The organism is Pseudomonas sp. TH34 (assembly GCF_016650865.1).
Classification (GTDB): domain Bacteria; phylum Pseudomonadota; class Gammaproteobacteria; order Pseudomonadales; family Pseudomonadaceae; genus Aquipseudomonas; species Aquipseudomonas yamanorum.
In genome coordinates, this window is record NZ_JAEKFB010000002.1 from 1 (window position 1) to 22,782 (window position 22,782).

The window sequence follows — 22,782 nt, forward strand, 5'->3', positions numbered from 1 at the left end:
CTCGACGGCGGGGCTTGTTTCACTTCTTCAGATCACCGAGGGGATCATAGGCCGGCTTCTTGCCGGTTTTTTCTGGCTTGTCCAACGGGGCAATGGCAGGGCCTACCGGGTCGACCTGCGGGTCGGCGACGTCCGGGGAATCGGGATCGAAGCCCAATTCGTCCTTGCCGCTGGAGTGCTCCGATGAATGCGGGCCGCTTGTACTGTTAGTCATAGCTGTCTCCTTGACGCGCCGGGTTTACAACGGGCGGGCCTTATCGTGCAGGTTTTCCAGGTCTTCTTCGACCTGCACTTCGTCGTCTTGCCGTTCGGCGGGATCGTTGGGGCGCAGGGCGTCGTTGTCACGTTCCTCTTCGCCCGGGGTGCGGTCGGGGTTGGGTGTGCCGGGCGGCTGTTGCTGGTACCGGGTCATGGTTCACCTCGCTTGGGGGTCGGTTGCCTACAGGGGTTAGAGAAATTGCGCTGATCCATCGTTCAACCTGATTACCGTCACTCCGACGGGCGAAGCATGAGAAGATGCCGGCCGACGCTATACCCTTACTCAGCCCATGGAGACTGCACCCGGATGTTTGAGCTCAAACCCTGCGACCCGATTACCTTTCGCCAGCAGACCCGCCGTAGCACGCTGATTGTCGCGGGGCTGTTTGTGGTGTTGGCGATGGTGCTTTCCAGCTTGGCGGTGATGGTGTTTGGTGAGCCTGGGGGGATAACTTTCGCTTTAATGTGGGCGGGGTGTTTGCCGGGGTGTTGATTACCGTGGGGTTGGTGCGGGGGCCGTTCTGGAGCCAGGCGTGGCTGGCGCCGGCGGTGTATGGGTGGCAGCTCAAGCGCAGTTTGATGAGTGTGACGAATGTGATGCACAAGGTGACTGACGGGGTGAAGGCGAATGATCCGGTGGCGATCAAGTTGCTGCGGTTTTATCACCTTGGGTTGATGCAGATGCACGAACTGGACGCTAATTCGAGTTCTCAGGCGCAGTTGGTGCGGGAGGTTGATGAGCATCTGGAGAAGATGCGGGGGTTGGGGATTGAGCCTGACCAGACGCGGTTGGATCCGGGGTGGGTTGAGGCTGTTAAGGCTCGCTGATTGGGGTGTGCATATCCGTTGCTGCGGTAACGGCCGCTTATGGTTCCGCTCTTACAGCGGCTCACTTTTGAAAAGCGCAAAAGTAAGCAAAACGCTCTTGCCCCACCACTCGGCACCTCGCTAGGGCTCGGTGTGCCCTCACTCCGGCTTTGGACCGTGGGCCGCCGCGATGGGCCATCCTTGGCCCAGCGCGGCTAACCCGGCGTCCTGCCGGGTTACCCACGCTCCAAAGCCTGCGTTCGGCCAGCGTGGTTTAACGGGGCGCCTAAGATCAAGATCAAAATCAAGATCAAAGGCAAGAGCACAGCGGCCTACCGGCCGGCTTGAGTGTGGTGAAGCAAAATCAGAAGCGGGCACGGTCAAATGTGGGAGCTGGCTTGCCTGCGATGGCATCACCTCGGTGTGTCTGATGTACCGATTTGTCTGCATCGCAGGCAAGCCAGCTCCCACAGAAAAACAGAGCCATCCCGCCCGTAGCAGCTGTCGAGCGCCAGCGAGGCTGCGTGCTTTTGATCTGCTTTTGATTTTGAAGTGACCCGCTGTAAGAGCGGAACCATAAGCGGCCGTTACCGCAGCAACGGATATGTACACAGTCAATCACTCCGGCAACGGAATCACCCGCAACGGCCGCACCGACTTATAAGAAAAACTCGAATAAATCTCCTTAACACACGGCAAGCTCTGCAACACCTCCCGGGCAAACTCCCCAAACGACTCCAGATCCTTCGCCACCACTTCCAACAAAAAATCATACCGCCCCGAAACGTTATGACACGCCACAATCTCGGGAATCTCCAGCAACCGTTGCTCAAACGCCCGGGCAACTTCGCGGGAGTGCGTGTCCATCATGATGCTGACAAACGCCGTCACCCCATACCCCAGCGCCTTGGGTGACAGGATCGCCTGATAACCCCCAATCACCCCGCTGTCCTCGAGGTTCTTCACCCGCCGCCAACACGGCGAAGTGGTCAGCGACACCCGCTCCGCCAACTCCGCCACCGTCAACCGCGCATTGCCCTGCAAGGCGTTTAAAAGCGCCTTGTCAGTCCGATCCAGATGAATAGGCATATCTTGCCTCAAAACGTCATTTTTATTGTACTTCATCCCAATCTGCCGGGTTTTCCCAGCAAACTATGGAACATTCGGCCGCAGTTATAAGCATAGCATTGTAGGAAATAAGGAGCGTCCGACCATGAAAAATAAACACAATACATTCGGCTTTTCCACCCGTGCCATCCACCACGGCTACGACCCTCAAGACCACCACGGCGCCCTCGTGCCGCCCATTTATCTGTCGGCCACCTTCGCCTTCCCCACCGCCGAATACGGCGCCGCCTGCTTTGCCGGCGAAGAGAGCGGGCACTTCTACACCCGCATCTCCAACCCCACCCTGGCCCTGCTGGAAGCGCGCATGGCCACCCTGGAAAACGGCGAAGCCGCGGTAGCCTTCAGCTCCGGCATGGGCGCGATTGCCGCGACGTTCTGGACCCTGCTGCGCCCCGGTGACGAAATCATCGTCAGCCAGACCCTCTACGGCTGCACCTTCGCCCTGCTGCATCACGGCATCGGCGAGTTCGGCATCAAAGTGCGCCACGTCGACCTCACCGACCTGGCCGCCCTGCGCGAGGCCATCAACCCGGCCACGCGCATGATCTATTTCGAGACCCCGGCCAACCCCAACCTGCAACTGGTGGACATCGCCGCCGTCGCCGAAATCGCCCACCAACAACCCGGCATCACCGTGGTGGTAGACAACACCTACTGCACTCCCTACCTGCAACGCCCGCTGGAAATGGGCGCCGACGTGGTGGTGCACTCGGCCACCAAATACCTCAGCGGCCACGGCGATATCACCGCCGGCATCGCCGTCAGCAGCCAGGCCCTGGCCCAGCGCATTCGTCTGCAAGGGCTCAAGGACCTGACCGGCGCGGTGATGTCGCCCCAGGATGCCGCCCTGTTGATGCGCGGCCTCAAGACCCTGGCCCTGCGCATGGACCGTCATTGCAGCAACGCCCTGGCCATCGCCGAAGCCTTGCAGGCCCATCCCTTGGTGGAATGGGTGACCTACCCCGGCCTGAGCTCCTTCCCCCAATACGAATTGGCCGCCCGGCAGATGAAACAATCCGGCGGCATGATCGCGTTTGAACTCAAGGGCGGCATCGAGATGGGCCGACGGTTCATGAACGCCCTCAAGCTGTTCACCCGGGCGGTGAGCCTGGGGGACGCCGAGTCACTGGCCCAGCACCCGGCCAGCATGACCCACTCCACCTACACCCCGGAACAACGCGCCCACCACGGGATTTCCGAAGGGTTGGTGCGGCTCTCGGCGGGTCTTGAGGATGTCGCCGATCTGTTGGCGGACGTTGAGCAGGCACTGCACGCCTGTGCCCTGAAACCGAAATCCAGGGTTGTGCAGCAAAACGTTCATCACGCTTGAGGTAAATTCACACGCAGGCGCGACGTTTACCAATAGCCCGGCCTGAAAAGGTCGGGCTTTTCCCGTTGCGCCCCGCACTGCAAAAAATTTGATCCATTCATTGGCCCGTTTGCGAAAGCCTGTACTAGCATACGAGGCGGCAGTCATGGAGATCACTGCCCTGTACGCCGCCCTCCTTGAAACTCATGGATGAAATGATGAACTCACACCTGTTCCCCCACATTGGCAAAGTCATCGCCAGCACCGGCAGCCGACATTTCCCGCGCATGCTGCATGACCTGATCCTCACCCAACTGGCAGTCGACGCCACGCACATCACCCAAATGCCCGTGAGTCCAAGGGAACACGCCCCGCGCAAGGCCGGCAGTTCGCGAATGATGGGGATCAGCCCGGTGTACACCGACGCGGTGCCCGGACTCGACGAAGCCCAGGCCGCCGCACAGTTGCACCTGACCCGGCGCAAGGATGACGTCAGCTACGTGCTGTCGGTGTATCGCTCGAACCCCTCGGAAAGCTTTTCCCATCAGGAACGGATCATCCTGCAAGACTTCTCCTCGTTGCTGCTGCCGATGGTTGAAAAGCACATCAGTGCCCTGCAACCCTGCGGCCCCGACAGTGAAGCGCCGCAGCAACCAGGCATCGACACCTTGCGCCGGCGCTTTGAAGAACGCCTCGCGCAATCGGGGCTGGCCCTGTCCAGCCGTGAGCTGGAGGTGTGCGTGGGGTTGCTGGCCGGGCGTACCGCCCCGGAACTGGCGGAGCAGTTGGCGCTGAAGGTCAACACCATCGAGAGCTACCTCAAGCGGGCGGCGATCAAGATGGGCATCAGTGGACGGCATTCGTTGATGCGGTGGATGTACGCCACAGAAGAAAACGCAACGCTCTAGAACACCGCAGGACAAATGTGGGAGCGGGCTTGCTCGCGAATGCGGTGTGTCAGTCAATACATGTGTGACTGATCCACCGCATTCGCGAGCAAGCCCGCTCCCACATGTTGATCTCTACCCGGCTTAATCCCGGGCCAGGGCTTCAATCGGATCCAGCCGCGCCGCATTCCTCGCCGGCACAAACCCGAACACAATCCCGATCAGCGTCGAACACGCAAACGCCGTCACCACCGATCCCAGGGAAAACACCATTTCCCACTCTTTCACAAACAACGAAAACAGATAGCCAATGGCGAATGACAGCGAGATGCCAATCATCCCGCCAATCAGGCAGACCATCACCGCTTCCACCAGGAACTGCTGGCGAATATCCGATTGCCGTGCGCCCACTGCCATGCGAATCCCGATCTCACGGGTGCGCTCAGTCACCGACACCAGCATGATATTCATCACCCCGATGCCCCCCACCAGCAACGAAATCACCGCGATCAACGACAGCAGCAACGCCAGGGACCGGCTGGTTTTCTGCACCGTCTGCATGATGCTGTCGAGGTTGTTGGTAAAGAAATCCTTGGTGCCGTGGCGCTGCAACATCAGTTTGGTGACGTTCTCTTCCACCACCTTGCTCGGCTGGCCGTCCTTGATGCGCACGGTGATGCTGTCCAGATGACGCTGGCCCAACAGCCGCCCCGCTGCCGTCTCATACGGCACCCACACGTTCAACGCCTTGCTGGCGGCGAACATGTTTTTGTTGTCCGCCGTCACCCCGATCACCGTGCACGGCAGGCTGCCCACCAGGATCACCTGGCCCAACGGATCCACCCCGGGCCCGAACAACCGATGGCGCGTGTTGTGGTCGATCACCACCACCTGGGCCTGGCGCCGGGCGTCGCTTTCGCTGAAGGTAATCCCGGCTTCGAGCTTCAGGCCCTTGACCTGGAAGTAGCGGTCGCTGACGCCATTGACCTGGGCATCCAGGTCGATGTTGCCGTAGCGCAACAACAGGTTGCGCCCCACCACCGGCGTGGCGCTGTCGACGTAATAGAGCTGGTTCAGCGCCTCCACATCCGACGGCAACAATGTCTCGATGGCCGAGGCGCGGCTGTCACCGAAACTCTTGCCGGGAAAGATGTCGATGGTGTTGCTGCCAATGGCCTGGATGTCCTTGAGCACATAGCGCTTGGCGCCTTCGCCGATGGCCGAGATCGACACCACCGAGGTGATGCCGATGACGATGCCAAGCATAGTCAGCAAGGTGCGCATGCGATGGGAAATCAGCGCCACCCAGGCCATGTTGAAGGCCTCTTTGAACAGCCCGAGGCTCGCCACCAACTTGCGCGCACCACTGCGCTTGGGCTCGATGGGGGCTTCGGTGGGCAGGTCGAGGCCGACGCTCTCATTGGCGCGGTCACTGACGATCTCGCCATCGCGCACCTCAATGATCCGCTGGGCATTGGCCGCAACTTTCGGGTCATGGGTGACGATGATCACCGTGTGCCCGGCGGCATGCAGCTCGGCCAGGATGCGCATCACCTCCTTGCCGCTATGGGTGTCGAGGGCGCCGGTGGGTTCGTCGGCGAGGATCACTTCCCCGCCATTCATCAAGGCCCTGGCGATACTCACCCGCTGTTGCTGGCCGCCGGATAGCTGGCTCGGCCGATGGGTCAAATGCCCCGACAAACCCAGTCGCGCCAGCAATTCCCCTGCCCGACTATGCCTGGCGGTTTCCGGCGTACCGGCATAAATCGCCGGCATTTCCACGTTGTGCAACGCGCTCAAGTGCGCCAGCAAGTGGTAACGCTGAAAGATAAAACCGAAGTAGTCGCGGCGCAGCTCGGCCAGTTGCTCATCCCCCAGGGTGCGGGTTTCGATGCCATTGATCTTGTAGCTGCCGGCAGTGGCGTAGTCGAGGCCGCCGAGGATGTTCATCAGGGTCGATTTACCCGAGCCCGAGGCCCCGGTGATCGCCACCATTTCCCCGGCATGGATAGTCAGGTCGATGCCCTTGAGGGCAATGAATTCGCGGTCACCGGCCATGAAACTGCGCACGATGCCTTTAAGCTCCAGCAGTGGCTGAGTCATCAATCAGCCCCCCGCCACGGCGGGCGATGGATCGCCGATCACCACCTTGTCGCCTTCGGCCAGGCCATCGAGGATCTGCACCTTGACGTTGTTGTTGATGCCGGTCTGCACCTGCCGCGTGTTGGCCTTGCCCTTGGCGTCCAGCACCCGTACCGGGAAGCTGCCGTCGGCATTACGCGGGCCGAGTGCGGCCACCGGCACGGTCAGTGCGGCCTTGGCGGTGTCGAGCACGATGCGCACCTGGGCGGTCATGGCGATGCGCAGGCGGTGGTCGGGGTTGGGTACGTCGAACAGCGCGTTATAGAACACCGCGGTGTTTTGTTTGGGGGTGCCGGCGGTCTGAGTTTCAAGGAAGTTTTGCGGGGCGGGTTCAGTGCCGCGCAGTTTGGCGTAGTAGCGCTTGTCGGCCTCGCCGAGGATGGTGAAGTACACCTGCTGGCCGGGGCTGATGTGGATCACGTCGGCCTCGGAGACCTGGGCCTTGACGGTCATAGTGTCGAGGTCGGCGAGCTTGAGCAGGACCGGTGCCAGTTGGCTGGCGATCACGGTCTGGCCTTCCTGGGTGACGATGCCCACCACGTCGCCATCGATCGGCGCGACGATGCGGGTGTAGGCCAGGTTGATCTTGGCGGTGTCGATCTGGATGTGGGCGCTTTTGATCTGGGCGTCGAGGGACATCAGGTTGGCGCGTTGCACTTCGTAGTTGGATTCGGCGGTTTCGAAGTCCTGGCGGGACACGGATTCGTCCTCTTGCAGGCCCTGGTAGCGCTCGTAGACGGATTTGGTTTCCTTGAGTTGCGCCGCGGTGGCGCGGCGTTGGGCCTGGAGGTTTTCTTCGTCGACCTCGGCTTTGCGCAGGGTGTTTTGCAGGATCAACGGGTCGATTTCGGCGAGCCATTGGCCTTTCTTGACCTTGTCGCCGACCTTTACCTTCAAGGACTTGAGCTGGCCGGAGACCTGGGCGCCGACGTCGACCTGTTTGACGCCTTCGAGCAAGCCGGTGGCCAGGACGGCGTTTTCGATGTCACTGCGTTCAGCGGTGGCGGTCAGGTATTGCGGTGCGTCTGCCGGGGCCTGCACGGTGTAGATAATCAGGCCCGCTGCGACGGTCAACACCAGGGCCAATCCTGCTTTTCGATACTTTGACTTTTCCATAAATGACCATAAGAGGTGTTGAAATGGGTCCGGCTTTTGGCTCGGAGTACATATCCGTTTTTTTGATAACGGCTGATATTGGTTCCGCTCTTACAGCGGCTCACTTTTGAAAAGCGCAAAAGTAAGCAAAACGCTCTTGCCCCACCACTCGGCACCTCGCCTAGGCTCGGTGTGCCCTCACTCCGGCTTTGGAGCGTGGGCCGCCGTCATGGGCCATCCTTGGCCCAGGACGGCTAACCCGGCGTCCTGCCGGGTTACCCACGCTCCAAAGCCTGCGTTCGGCCAGCGTGGTTTAACGGGGCGCCTAAGATCAAAATCAAGATCAACAGCAAGAGCACAGCGGCCTACCGGCCGGCTTGAGTGTTGAAGAGCAAAATCAAAAGCCAAAGCCGGCACGGTCAAATGTGGGAGCTGGCTTGCCTGCGATGGCATCACCTCGGTCTGCCTGATACACCGAGGTGTCTGCATCGCAGGCAAGCCAGCTCCTACAGAAAAGCAGCTTTTGCCTTTGCTTCTAACACTCAGGTCGGCTTTCAGGCCGCCGTGCTCTTGCTGTTGATCTGGCTTTTGATCTTGATCTGCGGGCCCCGTTAACCACGATGGCCGCAAGCAGGCACGGTGGAGCGGGTAAATCGGCAAGGATGCCGATTTAGCCGCGCCGGGCCATGGATGGCCCGTCGCGGCGGCCCGCGGAATCGGGCCGGAGTGCGGGCATGCCGAGCCTGAGCGAGGCACCGAGTGGTGGGGCAAAGACCTTTTGGTTACTTTTGGGGCGTTTGCCAAAAGTGACCCGCTGTAAGAGCGGAACCATAAGCCGCCGTTACCGCAGCAACGGATATGTACACTCACGAAACCCGCTCCCCAACCACAACCCCATCCCGCCACCAAGCCGCCAAACTAAAAACATTCGGCGCCTTGAGCAGCGAAAAATGATTCCCCGGCCCATACCAAACCTCCAACGACCCGGTGCACTGGCGCCACCCTTCAACCATCAACCCCTGCTCCCGCTGATTCCCCGCCGCATCCAGGGTCGGATCCTCCGCCAACACCAACCGCACCACCCCCTCATACCGCCGACCAGGCCGATAAACCGTACGCAACGCCGACGCATACGTGCGCGCCGGCCCATCCATGGCATCCACTGAAGACCGCACCGGCAACAACCCGACCCCCACCATCCCCGCATGCAACAACCGTCGCTGCTCCACTTCATCGCGCCCGGCAAAATCCACCGCATCAATCCCCAGCGACTTACCCGAAGCCACCTGCATCGACTCAATCAGCCGTAACAACGCCGCCGTCGTGGTATAGGGCCGACCCACCACCCCATTCCCCCCGGGCGCCTCGCTGTCGATCAACGTCAACGACGCCACCTCACGCCCCTGGTCTTGCAACCGCGCGGCCATTTCAAACACCACCCAGCCGCCAAACGAATGCCCAACCAGATGCACCGGCCCCGAAGGACACTCCTGCTCCAAGGCCTGCAAATAACAGCGCGCCGCCGCCTCAACCTGGCTATGCGGCACCACCTCCCCATCCAGCCCACGCGGCTGCAAGCCAAAGATCGGCCAGTCCCGGCCCAGCGCCTCGGTCAACCCCACAAACCCGGTCACGCTATCCCCCGCCCCCGGCACACAGAAAATCGGCGCATGCCCGGCGCGGCCACTCTGGATCCGCAACAACGGCTGATGCACCGCAACACTCGGAGCCTCACTCAATGCCAGAGCCTCACCCAACGCCTGCCCCAACGCCTGGATATGCGGTGCCTGCATCATGCTCTGGTGATCCCCCGGCACTTCAACCTGGCGCAGTTGCCCAGGGGCCAACGCTTCATTCCAACCCAAATCCAGGCTGCGCCGCGACAGCTCCGTCGGCCGCTCTGCGGCGCTGAACAGGTGCACCGCCAACGGCATCGGGAACAGGCTGTAATGCGCGAGCGCGTGCCCATGTCCGACTTCCCGCTCGATAAAATTCAACAGGTCCGCGTCCGAAGCCGCCGCCATCTGCGCGTACAACAAATGCCGATCGCGGCAGCGTTGCAACAGCCCAGCAAAATCCAGCTGTCCAATCTGCGCTTCCAGTTGCTCAAGGCTTGCCAGCTCATCCACACCTCCCTGTGCCTTCCAATACGCCATGCACTGCAACAGCAAATGCCGCTTGAGGGCATCCGGCCCGGCCCAGCGCGCCTTGCCCTGGTCGGTCATGCGCGGCACGTAGCTGTCGATCAACCCGAGGAACGCCACCGGCTCGTCCAGGCCCTGCAGTTGCATCGCCACTTCATAAGCCAACACCCCACCAAACGACCAACCCGCCAGCCGATACGGCCCATGGGGCTGCACCGACCGAATGATCCCCACCAGCCGCGCCGCCAGGCCTTCCATGGTCTGCAACTGCGGTTCACCGAGGGGCGCACCGGGCAAGCCGTAGATCGGGTAATCCCCCAGCAAATGCCGGCCCAGCGCCGGGAAATACACGTCCATGCCGCTGAATTCGTGCACCAGGAACAATGGCGGCTGGCTGCCGCTGGCGCGCACGGTGATCAGCGCGCTGTCGTCCTCCCGCGTCGTACGCTGGCCAAGCATCGAGGCGACCGAAGCGACGCTGGCATGCTGGAACAGCTCGGCCAACGACACCTCAAGCCCCGCCTCTTCCATCAGGTTGACCAGCCGGATCGCCAGCAGCGAATGCCCGCCCAGTTCAAAGAAACTGTCGTGCCGACCGACCTGCTCCAACCTCAACACTTCGCCCCAGAGGCGGGCCAGGGTCTGTTCCAGCTCATTGGCCGGGGCTTCAAACACACGGCTTACCAGCGCTTCCATCGCAGGCACCGGCAGGGCCTTGCGGTCGACTTTGCCGTTGGCCGTCAGGGGCATTTTTTCCAGCGGCACATAGGCCGAGGGCACCATGTAGTCCGGCAGGTGCAGCAGCAGATGACTGCGCAGAACGTCAACGGCGAGCGGCTCGCCGGTGTAGTACGCCACCAGGCGCTTATCGCCAGGCGCATCTTCCCGCGCAAGCACCACCACATCCTTGATCCCGTTGCAGGTCGCCAGGCGCGCTTCGATTTCACCCAACTCGATGCGGAAGCCACGGATCTTCACCTGGTCGTCATTACGACCGATGCACTCCAGCAGCCCGTCCGCCGACCAGCGCCCAAGGTCGCCGGTGCGGTAGAGCAAACCATCGCCAAATGGATCATCGACGAATTTTTCGGCCGTCAGCTCCGGCCGGTTCAGATACCCCTTGGCCACGCCGTGCCCGCCAATGCAGATTTCCCCGACTACACCCAGCGGCACCGGCTGCAAGTGCGCATCCAGCACATGGATTTGCGTGTTGGAAATCGGCCTGCCGATCGGCACGCTTTCAGCATCGGCGGCGATCGCCTGCACCTCATAGGTGGTGGCGTAGGTGGTGGTTTCCGTCGGGCCATAGCAGTGCACCAGGCGCAACGCCGGCGCCCGGGCCAGCAGGCTGCGGAATGCCGCCGGGTCCGCCCGTTCGCCGCCGCACAACAGGATGCGCAGCCCGGCCAACGCGTCAGGAATCAGCTGCACGTACTGGTTGAACAGCGCGGTGGTGACGAACAGGACCGTAGCCTCGCCCGCCTTCAATGCACGACCAAACGCACCCGGGTCGAGCAAGGTGGCATGGTCGATCACCAGCACCTGGCCGCCGTTGAGCAACGGCCCCCACACGTCCATGGTGCTCGCGTCGAACGCCGGGTTGGAGGCGAACGCCATACGGTCGTGGGCGTTGAAATCGGCGTAGCCGTTATTGATCACCAGCCGCGTAATGCCCCGGTGCGGTACCAGCACGCCTTTGGGGGTGCCGGTGGAGCCGGAGGTGTACATGATGTACGCCACCCGCTCCGAGGTCTGCGACAGGTCCGGGTTGTGGCTCGGTTGCGGGTCCAGCGCCAGGGTGTCGAGGTCGATGCGCCGGACCGGGTACTCGACGGACTCGCTGCTGTGGGTCAACAGCCAGACCGCGCCGCTGTCCTGAACCATAAAGGCCTGGCGCTCGGCCGGGGCGTTGATGTCCAGCGGCACGTAGGCCGCCGCGCATTTCAGGATTGCCAGTTGACTGAGCAGCAGGTCAATCGAGCGCGGCAGCAGGATCGCCACATGGTCGCCGGGCTGCACGCCCAGGGTGCGCAGGTGATGGGCCAGTTGGTTGGCGCGGGTGTTCAGCGCGCCGTAACTCAGGGTGTCCTCGCCATGAGCCACAGCGATGGCGTTCGGGCGCGCCTGGGCCTGGGCTTCGAACAGGCGCTGCACGGTATGTTCACGAGGGAACTCCCGTTGGGTGGCGTTGAACTCCACCCGCAGCTTTTCACGCTCCGCCGGCGGCAGAATCGACAATTGGCTGATTGGGCCCGCTGCATTTTGCTCCAGGGCCTGCACCAGGTGTTCCAGGGCGACATGCAGGTACTCACAGAGGCGTGCCGCGCCCTGCCCCATGACATCAAAGCCAAACCCGTCACCCAGGTCATCGACACTCAGGGACAGGGCAAAGTTGGTGCGTTCCTCGGCCTTGAGCACGTGCATGCCCTGCCAGGCTTCAGCCACCCCACCAGCGTGCGGCGCACTGTGGCGATAGTTGAACAGCACGCTGAACAGCGGTGTATTGGCCGGCAACCCGCTGCAACGTTGGGCCAGGGCCAGTGGCGCATGCTCGTGACTGAGCAGTTGAGTCAGGCTGGCATGGGTCGCCATCAGCGCCGCGTGCACCGTGCGCTCACCCAGGTCGATCCGCAGCGGCAAGGTATTGATGAACACCCCCAATGCGCGCTCGGCGCCTTCACCGCCTTGCAACCGGCCCAGCAACACGGTGCCGAACACCACCTGCTCACGGCCGGAAACCTTGCCCAATACCTGCGCCCAAGCCAAGTGCATCAGGCTCGCCGCACTTACCCCAAGATGACGCGCCAGGGTGCGCAGGCGCCCGCTCAGCAGCGGGTCGACACTCAGACGCGCCTGCTGTGCTTCACCCGGTGCATTCAACGCCAGCGTCGGCTCATCAATCTCCCCGAGCATCTCGCGGAAGAAGGCTTCGTGCTCGTCCTCACGCATGCCCAAGCGCGTCTGCGCCACATAGTTGCGATACGGCACCGCCGCACCCAACTGCTCGCGACGGCCCAGCAGACAGGCTTGCATCTCATGCTGCAGGACTTCCAGCGCCACGTGGTCCATCACCAGATGATGGAACAGCAACAACGCAACCACCCGTTGGTTGGCCGGGTCCTCGGCGTACACCAGGCGCATCAACGGCGCCTGCCCCAGATCCAGCCGGTGCTGATGGAAGCGCGCCTGCAAGTGCTCCAGCACATTCCCCGTCGCCTGAATCGCCTCGACCTGCAACGACGCCCGGCGCCACACTACTTGTACCGGCTCTTCCAGCCCGTCCCAGTGCATCGACGAGCGCAGGATATCCTGCCGCTCGATCACCGCTTGCAACGCCTGGGCAAACGCTTCAAGGCGCTCGACGCTGGCGAAGGCAAACTGCGCCTGTAACAGGTACGCGTCACCCTGTTGTACTGCGCGATGGTGATACAGGATCCCGGCCTGCAACGGCGCCAGCGGGTAGATGTCCTGCACGTTGGCCGCGCCGCCGGGAATGCTCGCGACAAGGCGGTCGATGACGGGTTGCTCCAGGTTCACCAGCGTCAGCATGTCCGGGGTGATCCGCGTGCAATCCGCAGCAATCCCATTGGCCGGCACCACCACTTCGCGCCCACTACCCACGGCAGCCGCCAAGGCTGCAAGGGTGGGTTGACCAAACAGCACTTTCACATCCGCCGACAACCCGACCCGGCGCATGCGGCCAATCAGGCTGGCGGCCAGCAGCGAGTGGCCGCCCAGCTCGAAGAAATTGTCATGCCGACCCACCCGCTCCACCTTGAGCAAATCGGCCCAGAGGCCGGCCAGGGTGATTTCGGTTTCACCCACAGGCGCGACGTATTCCCGGGCGATCACCGATTCCAGGCCCGGTACCGGCAATGCCTTGCGGTCGAGCTTGCCGTTGGGACTCAGAGGCAAGGCCTCCAGGTGCATGAAGATCGCCGGCACCATGTAGTCCGGCAGTTGCTCCAGCAGGTGGCTGCGCAGGGCATCGATGTCGGCCTGCACACCGGTGTAGTAAGCCACCAGCCGTGAGTCACGGGCCACCACGGCGGCTTCGTTGATCTGCGGGTATTGCAGCAGTCGCGCCTGAATCTCACCCAGTTCGATACGCAGGCCACGGATTTTCACCTGGTCATCGTTGCGGCCCAAATACTCGATGGTGCCGTCCGGTAGGTAGCGCCCGACGTCGCCGGTGCGGTACATCCGGCCTGCGCTGAACGGGTCCTTGAGGAAGCGTTCGGCCGTCAGCTCAGGACGGTGCAGGTAACCCCGCGCCACTTGCACGCCACCGATGAACAGCTCGCCCACCACGCCCAATGGCACGGGCTGCAACTGCCCGTCCAGCAGGTACATGCGGGTGTTGGCGATCGGCTTGCCGATGGGGGTGTTGTCCGGCGTGACAGGCCCGGCGCAATCCCACGCCGTCACGTCCACCGCCGCTTCCGTCGGGCCGTAGAGGTTGTACAAACCGATGCCCGGCAACTGCTGTTTGAAACGGCGCACCAGGCTGCCGGGCAACGCTTCGCCGCTGCACATCACCCGCACCAGCCCGGCGCTCTGGCTGACATCGCCGTGGGCCAGGAACACGTCCAGCATCGAAGGCACAAAGTGCAGTGTGGTGATCTGCTCGGACTCGATCACATCACACAGGTAGGCCGGGTCTTTATGCCCGCCTGGACGCGCCATCACCAACCGTGCGCCGGTGAACAGCGGCCAGAAAAACTCCCACACCGACACGTCGAAGCTGAACGGAGTTTTCTGCAATACCCTGTCCTGGGCAGTCAGCCCGTACTCGTCCTGCATCCACAGCAGGCGGTTGACCACGCCCGCGTGCTCGTTGATCACGCCCTTCGGTTGGCCGGTGGAACCCGAGGTGTAGATCACGTAGGCCTGATGCTGCGCAGTCAGCCCATCCACCCGTGGGTTGGACGTTGGTTGGTGCTGCCAGGTGTTCCGGTCCAGGTCCACCACCGGCACCGTGACGTCGCCCAGCAGTGAACGGGTTTCGCCCTGTACCAGCACGGCTGCCGGTGCGCAGTCCTTGAGCATGTAGGCGATACGTTCCAGCGGATACGCCGGGTCCAGCGGCACATAACCGCCGCCCGCCTTGAGGATTGCGAACAGGCCAATCACCATCTCCAGGCCGCGCTCGACGCAAATCGCCACCCGCGAATCCGGCTGTACACCCAGCTCCCGCAGATGGTGCGCCAACTGATTGGCCCGTTCGTTCAGCTCGCGATAGCTCAGGCACTCCGAGCCTGCCTTCACCGCCAGCGCATCAGGCGTTCGTGCAACCTGAGCTTCGAACATACCGTGCAGCGTCTGGTCGAGGTTGTAATCCACGGCGGTGTCGTTGAAGTCGAACAGCAGACGCTGGCGCTCCTGATCGTCCAGCAAGTCAGCCTGTTCCAGAACCGCCTGATCGTTATCCACCATGGCCTGCAGCACGCGGGTGAAATAGCCGACATAGCGTTGCATGGTCGACTCGTCGAACAACGCGATGGCATATTCCAGGGTGCCGCGAATTTCGCCCCGGGTCTCGCCGAGGTTCAGGGACAGGTCGAACTTGGCAAAGTGACTGTCCTCCACAATCCCTTCAAGGCTCAGATCGCCCAGGGCCAAGACCGGCGCATCGCTGTCCTGCCAGGTCAACATCGTCTGGAACAGCGGGCTATGGGCCAGGCTGCGCAATGGCCGGGTGATTTCCACCACCTGCTCAAACGGCAAGTCCTGATGAGCCTGGGCGTCCAGGGCCAGCCCCTTGACCCGCGCCAGCAGCGCCTCGGCACTCAGCTCGCCCGAGGTATCGATGCGCACCGCCAGGGTGTTGACGAACAACCCGATCAAGCCTTCCACCTCGGCCCGCTGGCGGTTGGCGACGGGGGAACCGATCACCACTTCCTCCTGCCCGGCCAAACGCGCGAGCAACGAGGCCCACGCCGTCATCATCACCATGTACAGCGTGGTGCCGTGGCGCTGGCTGAGGGCCTTGAGCCCGGCGGTCAGGCGTTCATCCAGGCGCACGTCGACGCTGCTGCCGGCGTAGTCCTGTTGGGCCGGACGCGGGCGGTCGGTCGGCAACATCAGCAACGCCGGCGCACCGGCCAGGGTTTGCTGCCAATAGCTGCTCTGGCGATGCAGCACTTCGCCGCTGAGCCACAGGCGCTGCCACACGGCGAAGTCGCTGTACTGGATCGGCAATGGCGGCAATGGGTCAGCCTCACCACGGCTGAAGGCTTGGTACAACGCCATCAGCTCACGGGTCAGCACGCCCATGGACCAGCCATCGGACACGATGTGGTGGATAGTCAACAGCAACACGTGGTGATCGTCGGCCATGATCACCAGGCGCCCGCGCAACAGCGGGCCGCGCTGCAAATCGAAAGGCGCCGAGGCTTCGCCCTGGATCAACGCGTCCAGCACCTGCTGTGCTTCGGGGTGGCGGCGCAGGTCCTGCACTTGCAGGGGCATCACCTCTTCAGGCGGCACGATCAGCACCTGGGCGTCGTCATCCTGCTGGGCGAAACGGCTGCGCAAGGTTTCATGCCGCGCGACGATCCGCGCCAGGGCCCGTTGCAGCGCATCGACGTGCAACTGCCCACGCAAGCGCAGGCCGATAGGAATGTTGTAGGCGGTGTTGGCACCCTCCATCAGCGCCAGAAACCACAGGCGTTGCTGGGCAAACGACAACGGCAACTCCGTGTCCCGCGCCGCCGGCAGGATATCCGGCAAGGTGCTGCGCCCGGCCTGGGCAAGCACCTGCGCCACGGCGGCCAGTTCGGCATTGGCGAACAGTTCCCCCAGCGCCAGATCAACCCCAAGGCGCTGGCGAACCTGGGACACCATGCGCATGGCCAGCAACGAATGGCCGCCCAACTCAAAGAAATGATCCTGGCGCCCCACGCGCTCCACTTGCAGCACATCGGCCCAGATTTGCGCGAGGACGGTTTCGATATCGCCATGAGGCGCTTCGTACTCGCGAGTGAAGACGGCGGCCAGGTCCGGCTTTGGCAGGGCCTTGCGGTCCAGCTTGCCGTTGGCGGTCAGGGGCAATGCATCGAGTTTTACGTAGGCCACCGGGACCATGTAGTCCGGCAGGTGGGCCACCAGATGCGTGCGAATATCGCCCACATCGAGGGGATCGAACTGCGGGTTTTCGGTGAAGTAAGCCACCAACCGGGGCTGGCCGGGCTGGTCTTCCCGGGCCAGCACCACCACTTCCTGGAGACCGGGCAACTGGTTGAGGCGGGTTTCGATTTCTCCCAACTCGATGCGCACGCCACGGATTTTCACCTGGTCGTCGTTGCGGCCCAGGTACTCGATGTTCCCGTCCGGCAACCAGCGCGCGAGGTCGCCGGTACGGTACATGCGGCCCGGGTTGAAAGGGTCATCCAGGAAGCGTTCGGCGGTCATTTCCGCACGGTTGAGATAACCCCGCGCCACGCCCTTGCCGCCCACATACAGTTCACCGGCAACCCCCAAGGGCACCGGGCGCTGCTGTTCGTCCAGCAGGTAAACCGTGGCATTGGCGATGGGCTTGCCGATGTGCAACGGCTGACCGGGCTCAATCCGCCCGGAGGTGGCGACCACCGTGGCTTCAGTGGGACCGTAGTTGTTGATCACCTCGAAACGTTGGGCCCGGGTGAACTGGCGCAGGCGGTCGCCGCCAATCAGCAAGGTGCGCAGGGTCGGGTGTTCGATGTTCTGGCTGAACGCATATTCGGCCACCGGCGTGGGCAGGAAACACACGTCCAGCGGTTGCGCACGCCACCAGTCCAGCAGCGCATCGATATCTTCCGCGCCGTCGTGGGCCGGCGGCAGGTGCAAGGTCGCGCCCACACACAGGGCCGGCCAGACTTCCCAGGCCATCGCATCAAAGCCAAAACCGGCAACGCTGGCGGTATGTCGGCCGGCGCACAGGTCAAACGCGGTGCAATGCCAGTCCACCAGGTTGGCCACGGTGTGGTGTTCCACCATCACGCCTTTGGGCAGGCCGGTGGAGCCGGAGGTGTAGATCACGTAGGCCAGGTTGGACGGTGTGACGGAAACTTGGGGGTTGCTGGCCGTATGGTGATGCCAGGTAAAACGGTCCAGGTTGATCACCGGCACGTCGAGCGCGGGCAGGCGCTCCAGCAGGGCGTGTTGCGTCAGCACCGCGACCGGGGCGCTGTCGCTGAGCAGGTAGCTCAGGCGCTCGGCCGGGTGCGACGGGTCCACCGGTACGTAGCAGGCACCGGCCTTGAGGATCGCCAACAATCCGGCCAGGGTGTCCAGCCCACGCCGGGCGACGATGGCCACACGGTCGTCGGGTTTTACCCCCAGGGCCAGCAGGTGATGGGCCAGCAGGTTGGCTTGTTGGTTCAATTCGCCGTAGGTCAGCTGACGGCCTTGATACACCGCAGCCACCGCGTCCGGGGTCAGCGACGTCTGCGCTTCGATACGCCCGTGCAGGGTGGTGCCTTGGGGGAAGTCGGCCGCTGTCGCGTTAAAGTGCTCCAGCAGGTGTCGCTGCTCAGCCTCGGGCAGTACCGACAGAAGATTCAACGGGGTGTCGGGCGCCTGCTCCAGCGCCTGTACCAGGTTTTCCAGGGCCGTTTGCACATAACCACAAACAGCCTGCGGATCGACCTGGGTACTCGCCAGCAAGCGCAGGATAAATCCGTCCCCCAGGTCATCGACACTCAGGGTCAGCGGGTAGTTGGTGCGCTCCTCGGAGCTCAAGATCTCGATGCCCTGCCAGGCCGCCGCCGCGTCGGTACTGGTGCCCGAGCCACTGTGGCGATAGTTGAGCAACGCGCTGAACAGCGGCGTCGGCGCCGCCACCCCGCTGCAACGCTGGGCCAGGGCCAAGGCGGCGTGTTCATGACGCAGCAAGGTGGTCAGCCGGGCGTGCGTGGCCTTGACCCCGGCACGCACCGTCTCGGCGTCGACATCCACGCGAAAAGGCAAGGTATTGATGAAAATCCCCAAGGCCCGGTCCGTGGCGTGTCCCCCCTGCATGCGGCCCATCAAGACGGTGCCGAACACCACCTGCGCCTTGCCTGCCAGGGCACTCAATACCTGCGCCCAGCCCATATGGAACAGGCTGGCGGCACTCACCCCCAACTGCCGCGCCTGGGCCCGCAAACGCTGATTGAGCGCTGGCGGCAACGGCCAGTCGACTTCGGCAATCTCCTGGCCGTCGCCCTGCACATCCTGCAAACCAAACGGCAAGGTCGGCTCAGTGATGTCCCCGAGCATTTCGCGAAAGAACGCTTCGTGTTGCTGCTCGCTGATCCCCAGGCGTGCCTGGGCCACGTAGTTACGAAAAGGCACCGCCTGGCCCAACTGATCCCCGTGGCCCTGCAAGTAGGCCTGCATTTCGTGGCGCACCACGTCGAGCGCGCTGTGGTCCAGGGCCATGTGGTGGAACAGCAGCAAGGCAACCATGCGCTGCCGGGCTTCGTCCCAGGCGCCTACCAGGCGCACCAGCGGTGCACGGGTGACATCCAGCCGGTAGTGACGGCCATCAAACAGGCCATGCAACTGGGTCGCGATATCCCCGTCGGCGGGGTTCAGTTCAATCCGTTGCACCGGCAATCGCGCCGCGCGCCATACCACTTGCGAAGGCTCTTCCAGGCCCTCCCAGATCACGGCGGTGCGCAGGATGTCATGGCGGTCCATCACGCCCTGCAACGCCTGGGCAAACCCCTTGAAGCGCTCAAGGCTGTCGAAGGCGAACTGCGACTGCATGACGTAGGGGTCGCCGTGTTCGGCACTCACATGGTGATAAAGAATGCCTTCCTGCAGCGGGGCCAGGGGGTAGATGTCCTGCACGTTGGCCGCGCCGCCGTCGACGGTCTCGATGATGCGGTCAATCGAGGCCTGGCTCAGGCTCGACAGCGTCAGCATCGCTGGGGTAATCCGCTGGGCACCTGCGGGAATGCCATTGGCCGGCACCTCGACTTCACCGGCCTTGGTGGCCGCGTATTCCCCGGCCTTGATCAGCTCGATCAGCGCCGGCTTGTGTTCCCGTAGCGAGGCCACCAATGCCGGGTCACTCAGGGCCTGTTTATTGCCCTGCACCGACAACTGGTCGCCCTTGAGCGCCAGTTGTACATCCTTGGCCTTGAGTGCCGCCAACAGTTCAATGATGCTCACAGGACGATCTCCATTCGTTCGGTAATTGCGGCGTAGCCTGCCAGGGTCGGTTGTTCGAACAGCCCCCGCACATCGGCTTCCATGCCTTCCTGACGCAAGCGCCCGATCAAGCTGACGGCCAGCAGCGAGTGCCCGCCCAGTTCGAAGAAATTGTCATGCCGCCCTACCCGCTCCACCTTCAGCAGCTCGGCCCACAAGCGCGCCAGGGTGATTTCGGTGTCGCCCACCGGGGCTTCGTACTCGCGCACGATCTGCGACTCAACACCTGGCGCCGGCAGCGCCTTGCGGTCGAGTTTGCCGTTGGGGCTCAACGGCAAGGCCTCCAGGTGCACGAACACCGCCGGCACCATGAAGTCCGGCAAACGCGACAGCAGATGGGCTCGCAGCTGTTCGATATCCGCCTGCACGCCGGTGTAGTACGCCACCAGGCGCTCGTCCCGGGCCAACACCGCTGCTTCATTGACTTGCGGGTATTCGGTCAGCCGCGCCTGGATTTCCCCCAGTTCGATGCGCAGGCCACGGATTTTCACCTGGTCGTCGTTGCGGCCCAGGTACTCGATATTGCCGTCCGGCAGGTAGCGCCCGACGTCGCCGGTGCGGTACATGCGGCCAGCAGTGAACGGGTCCTTGAGGAAGCGTTCGGCCGTGAGTTCAGGGCGATGCAGGTAGCCGCGAGCGACCTGAACACCACCGATGAACAGCTCGCCCACCACGCCCAAGGGCACCGGCTGCAACCGGGCGTCCAGCAGGTACATGCGGGTATTGGCAATCGGTTTGCCGATAGGCGTGTTGTCCGGCACCAGGGGCCTTGCGCAGTTCCACGCGGTCACATCCACCGCAGCTTCGGTCGGGCCATAGAGGTTGTACAAACCGATGCCTGGCAACTGCTGCTTGAAGCGTCGCACCAGGCTGCCGGGCAAGGCCTCACCGCTGCACATCACCCGCAACAGCCCGGCACTCTGGCTGACATCGCCGTGAGCCAGGAACACGTCGAGCATCGACGGCACAAAGTGCAAGGTGGTGATCTGTTCAGCTTCGATCACCTCGCACAGGTAAGCCGGGTCCTTGTGCCCGCCGGGGCGCGCCATGACCAACCGGGCACCGGTGAACAGGGGCCAGAAGAATTCCCACACCGACACGTCAAAGCTGAACGGGGTCTTCTGCAAGACCGCGTCGCCGGCGGTCAGGCCGTAGGCGTCCTGCATCCACAGCAGGCGGTTGACCACACCTGCATGCTCGTTGATCACGCCCTTGGGCTGGCCGGTGGAACCGGAGGTGTAGATCACGTAGGCCTGATGCTGCGGGGTCAGCCCGTCGACGTGTGGGTTGGACAGCGGCTGGTGCTCCCAGGTGTTCCGGTCCAGATCCACCACGGGTACCGCCACATCGCCCAGCAGCGAACGGGTTTCGCCCTGCACCAGTACCGCCGCCGGCGCGCTGTCTTGCAGCATGTAGGCGATTCGCTCCAGCGGATACGCCGGGTCCAGCGGTACATAACCACCACCGGCCTTGAGAATGGCGAACAGACCGATGACCATCTCCAGGCCACGCTCCACACACATCGCCACCCGCGAATCCGGCTGTACCCCCAGCTCACGCAGATGATGGGCCAACTGATTGGCGCGCGCGTTCAGTTCGCGGTAGCTCAGGTGTTGGTCACCCGCTTTCACCGCCAGCGCATCGGGGGTGCGTTCAACCTGGGCTTCGAACAGGCCGTGAAGGGTCTGATCGAGGTTGTAGGCAACCTCGGTGGCGTTGAACCCGAACAGCAGTTGCTCGCGCTCCTGCGGGCCCAGGATCGACAGGCGATCCAGCGGCAATTGCGGGGATTGCTCCAGCGCTTCCACCAGCCCGTGCAACGCCGCCTGCATGTAACCGCAAATACGCTGCGCGCCAATCTGCGCGGGGGTCATCGCGGTCAACCGGAATCCGTCGCCCTGGTCATCCACGTTCAAGGTCAGCGGGTAGTTGGTGCGCTCCTCGCTGGCCAGGGTTTCGATCCCCTGCCAGGCCGGGGACACCGCCGCTTGCTGGCTGTCGCTGTGGCGATAGTTGAGCATGGCGCTGAACAACGGCAACGGCGCCGCCACTCCACTGCAACGCTGGGCCAGCGCCAGCGAGGCATGCTCATGCCCCAACAGTGCCGTCAGCCGGGCATGGGTCGCCTTTACCGCCGCACGCGCACCGATGCCGACGACATCCACCCGCAACGGCAAGGTATTGATGAACATCCCCAACGCCCGGTCGCTGCCCTTGCCGCCCTGCATACGGCCCAGCAACACGGTGCCAAACACCACGGTGTCCTGGCTCGAGGTGCAGGCCAACACCTGCGCCCAGGCAAGGTGGAACATGCTGGCAGCGCTGACGCCCAGCAACCGCGCCTGAGTGCGCAGGCGCTGGGTCAAGGCCGGTGATAACGCTTCACAGGCTTCTTCGATGGCACTGCCATCGCCCTGCACATCCTGAAGGCCGAACGGCAGCGTAGGCTCATAAGAAAGCTGGGGATATTCATATTCCGCCGTTGCAGAAGACGATGGCGGAGAAGCCACAATGGCTGATCACCGTATGACCCAACCTGCACTCAGGCGCGCGGTTACTGGAAGCGTCAGCGCTGCAGCGCTCCCCCGCCGCCCCGATGGCGGCCCTGCGAGCCAGAGACACCGTGGTGATTTGGCGCCATTGTATGCACGGCGGCAAAGGCGGCCGGCGTTGGAACTGTTCATCAATACCTTGCCGTTGCGGAATTGAGTCGTCGCGTGCGGCGCTGGTAGCTGTTGGGCATGGCGCTCCACTCGCGGCGCTGGCCCGGTTGCAGTGGGTGGCGGCGCCGTTACGCACGCCATGCTCAACTATGCTGCAACAAACAAGCGGC

Annotated in this window: 8 protein-coding genes and 2 pseudogenes; 3 read left to right on the plus strand and 7 right to left on the minus strand. The window is 63.1% G+C overall.

Translation table 11 applies throughout. From position 1 onward, the window contains the following. Positions 1-19: 19 nt before the first annotated feature. Together JFU58_RS02395 and JFU58_RS02400 are read right to left on the minus strand one after the other, a co-directional pair. Entirely contained in the window at positions 20-214 is a 195-nt protein-coding gene (locus JFU58_RS02395) for a DUF6021 family protein (protein ID WP_063028817.1), read from the minus strand. Positions 215-238: 24 nt separating this feature from the next. Further along, complete coding sequence (locus tag JFU58_RS02400) at positions 239-412, minus strand: hypothetical protein (protein ID WP_201139781.1); 174 nt, start codon at positions 410-412, stop codon at positions 239-241. 153 nt (positions 413-565) lie between these two features. Between JFU58_RS02400 and JFU58_RS02405 the strand changes: the two are divergent. Then, positions 566-1,086, plus strand: a pseudogene (locus JFU58_RS02405) (DUF3087 family protein). 597 nt (positions 1,087-1,683) lie between these two features. Here the strand turns inward: JFU58_RS02405 and JFU58_RS02410 are convergent. Continuing rightward, complete coding sequence (locus JFU58_RS02410) at positions 1,684-2,154, minus strand: Lrp/AsnC family transcriptional regulator (RefSeq protein WP_063028813.1); 471 nt, start codon at positions 2,152-2,154, stop codon at positions 1,684-1,686. 124 nt (positions 2,155-2,278) lie between these two features. Here JFU58_RS02410 and JFU58_RS02415 point away from each other — a divergent pair, with 124 nt between their 5' ends. Then, complete coding sequence (locus JFU58_RS02415; protein ID WP_201139782.1) at positions 2,279-3,523, plus strand: methionine gamma-lyase; 1,245 nt, start codon at positions 2,279-2,281, stop codon at positions 3,521-3,523. A 185-nt stretch (positions 3,524-3,708) separates the two neighbouring features. After that, entirely contained in the window at positions 3,709-4,410 is a 702-nt protein-coding gene (locus JFU58_RS02420) for a helix-turn-helix transcriptional regulator (RefSeq protein WP_201139783.1), read from the plus strand. Between the two features lie 123 nt (positions 4,411-4,533). On the opposite strand, the gene JFU58_RS02425 is transcribed toward JFU58_RS02420, so the two are convergent. The 4 genes and pseudogenes from JFU58_RS02425 to JFU58_RS02440 form a co-directional block, all read right to left on the minus strand. Beyond that, entirely contained in the window at positions 4,534-6,492 is a 1,959-nt protein-coding gene (locus tag JFU58_RS02425) for a MacB family efflux pump subunit (protein WP_063028807.1), read from the minus strand. 3 nt (positions 6,493-6,495) lie between these two features. Then, the gene (macA, locus tag JFU58_RS02430; protein ID WP_063028805.1) at positions 6,496-7,647 is read right to left on the minus strand and encodes a macrolide transporter subunit MacA; all 1,152 of its coding nucleotides are present in this window, start codon (positions 7,645-7,647) and stop codon (positions 6,496-6,498) included. Positions 7,648-8,492: 845 nt separating this feature from the next. Beyond that, entirely contained in the window at positions 8,493-19,910 is an 11,418-nt protein-coding gene (locus tag JFU58_RS02435) for a non-ribosomal peptide synthetase (RefSeq protein ID WP_201139784.1), read from the minus strand. After that, positions 19,907-22,399 (minus strand): annotated as a pseudogene (locus JFU58_RS02440) (non-ribosomal peptide synthetase); the annotation flags it as partial. The gene JFU58_RS02435 and the pseudogene JFU58_RS02440, both read right to left, overlap by 4 nt. Positions 22,400-22,782: the final 383 nt, after the last annotated feature.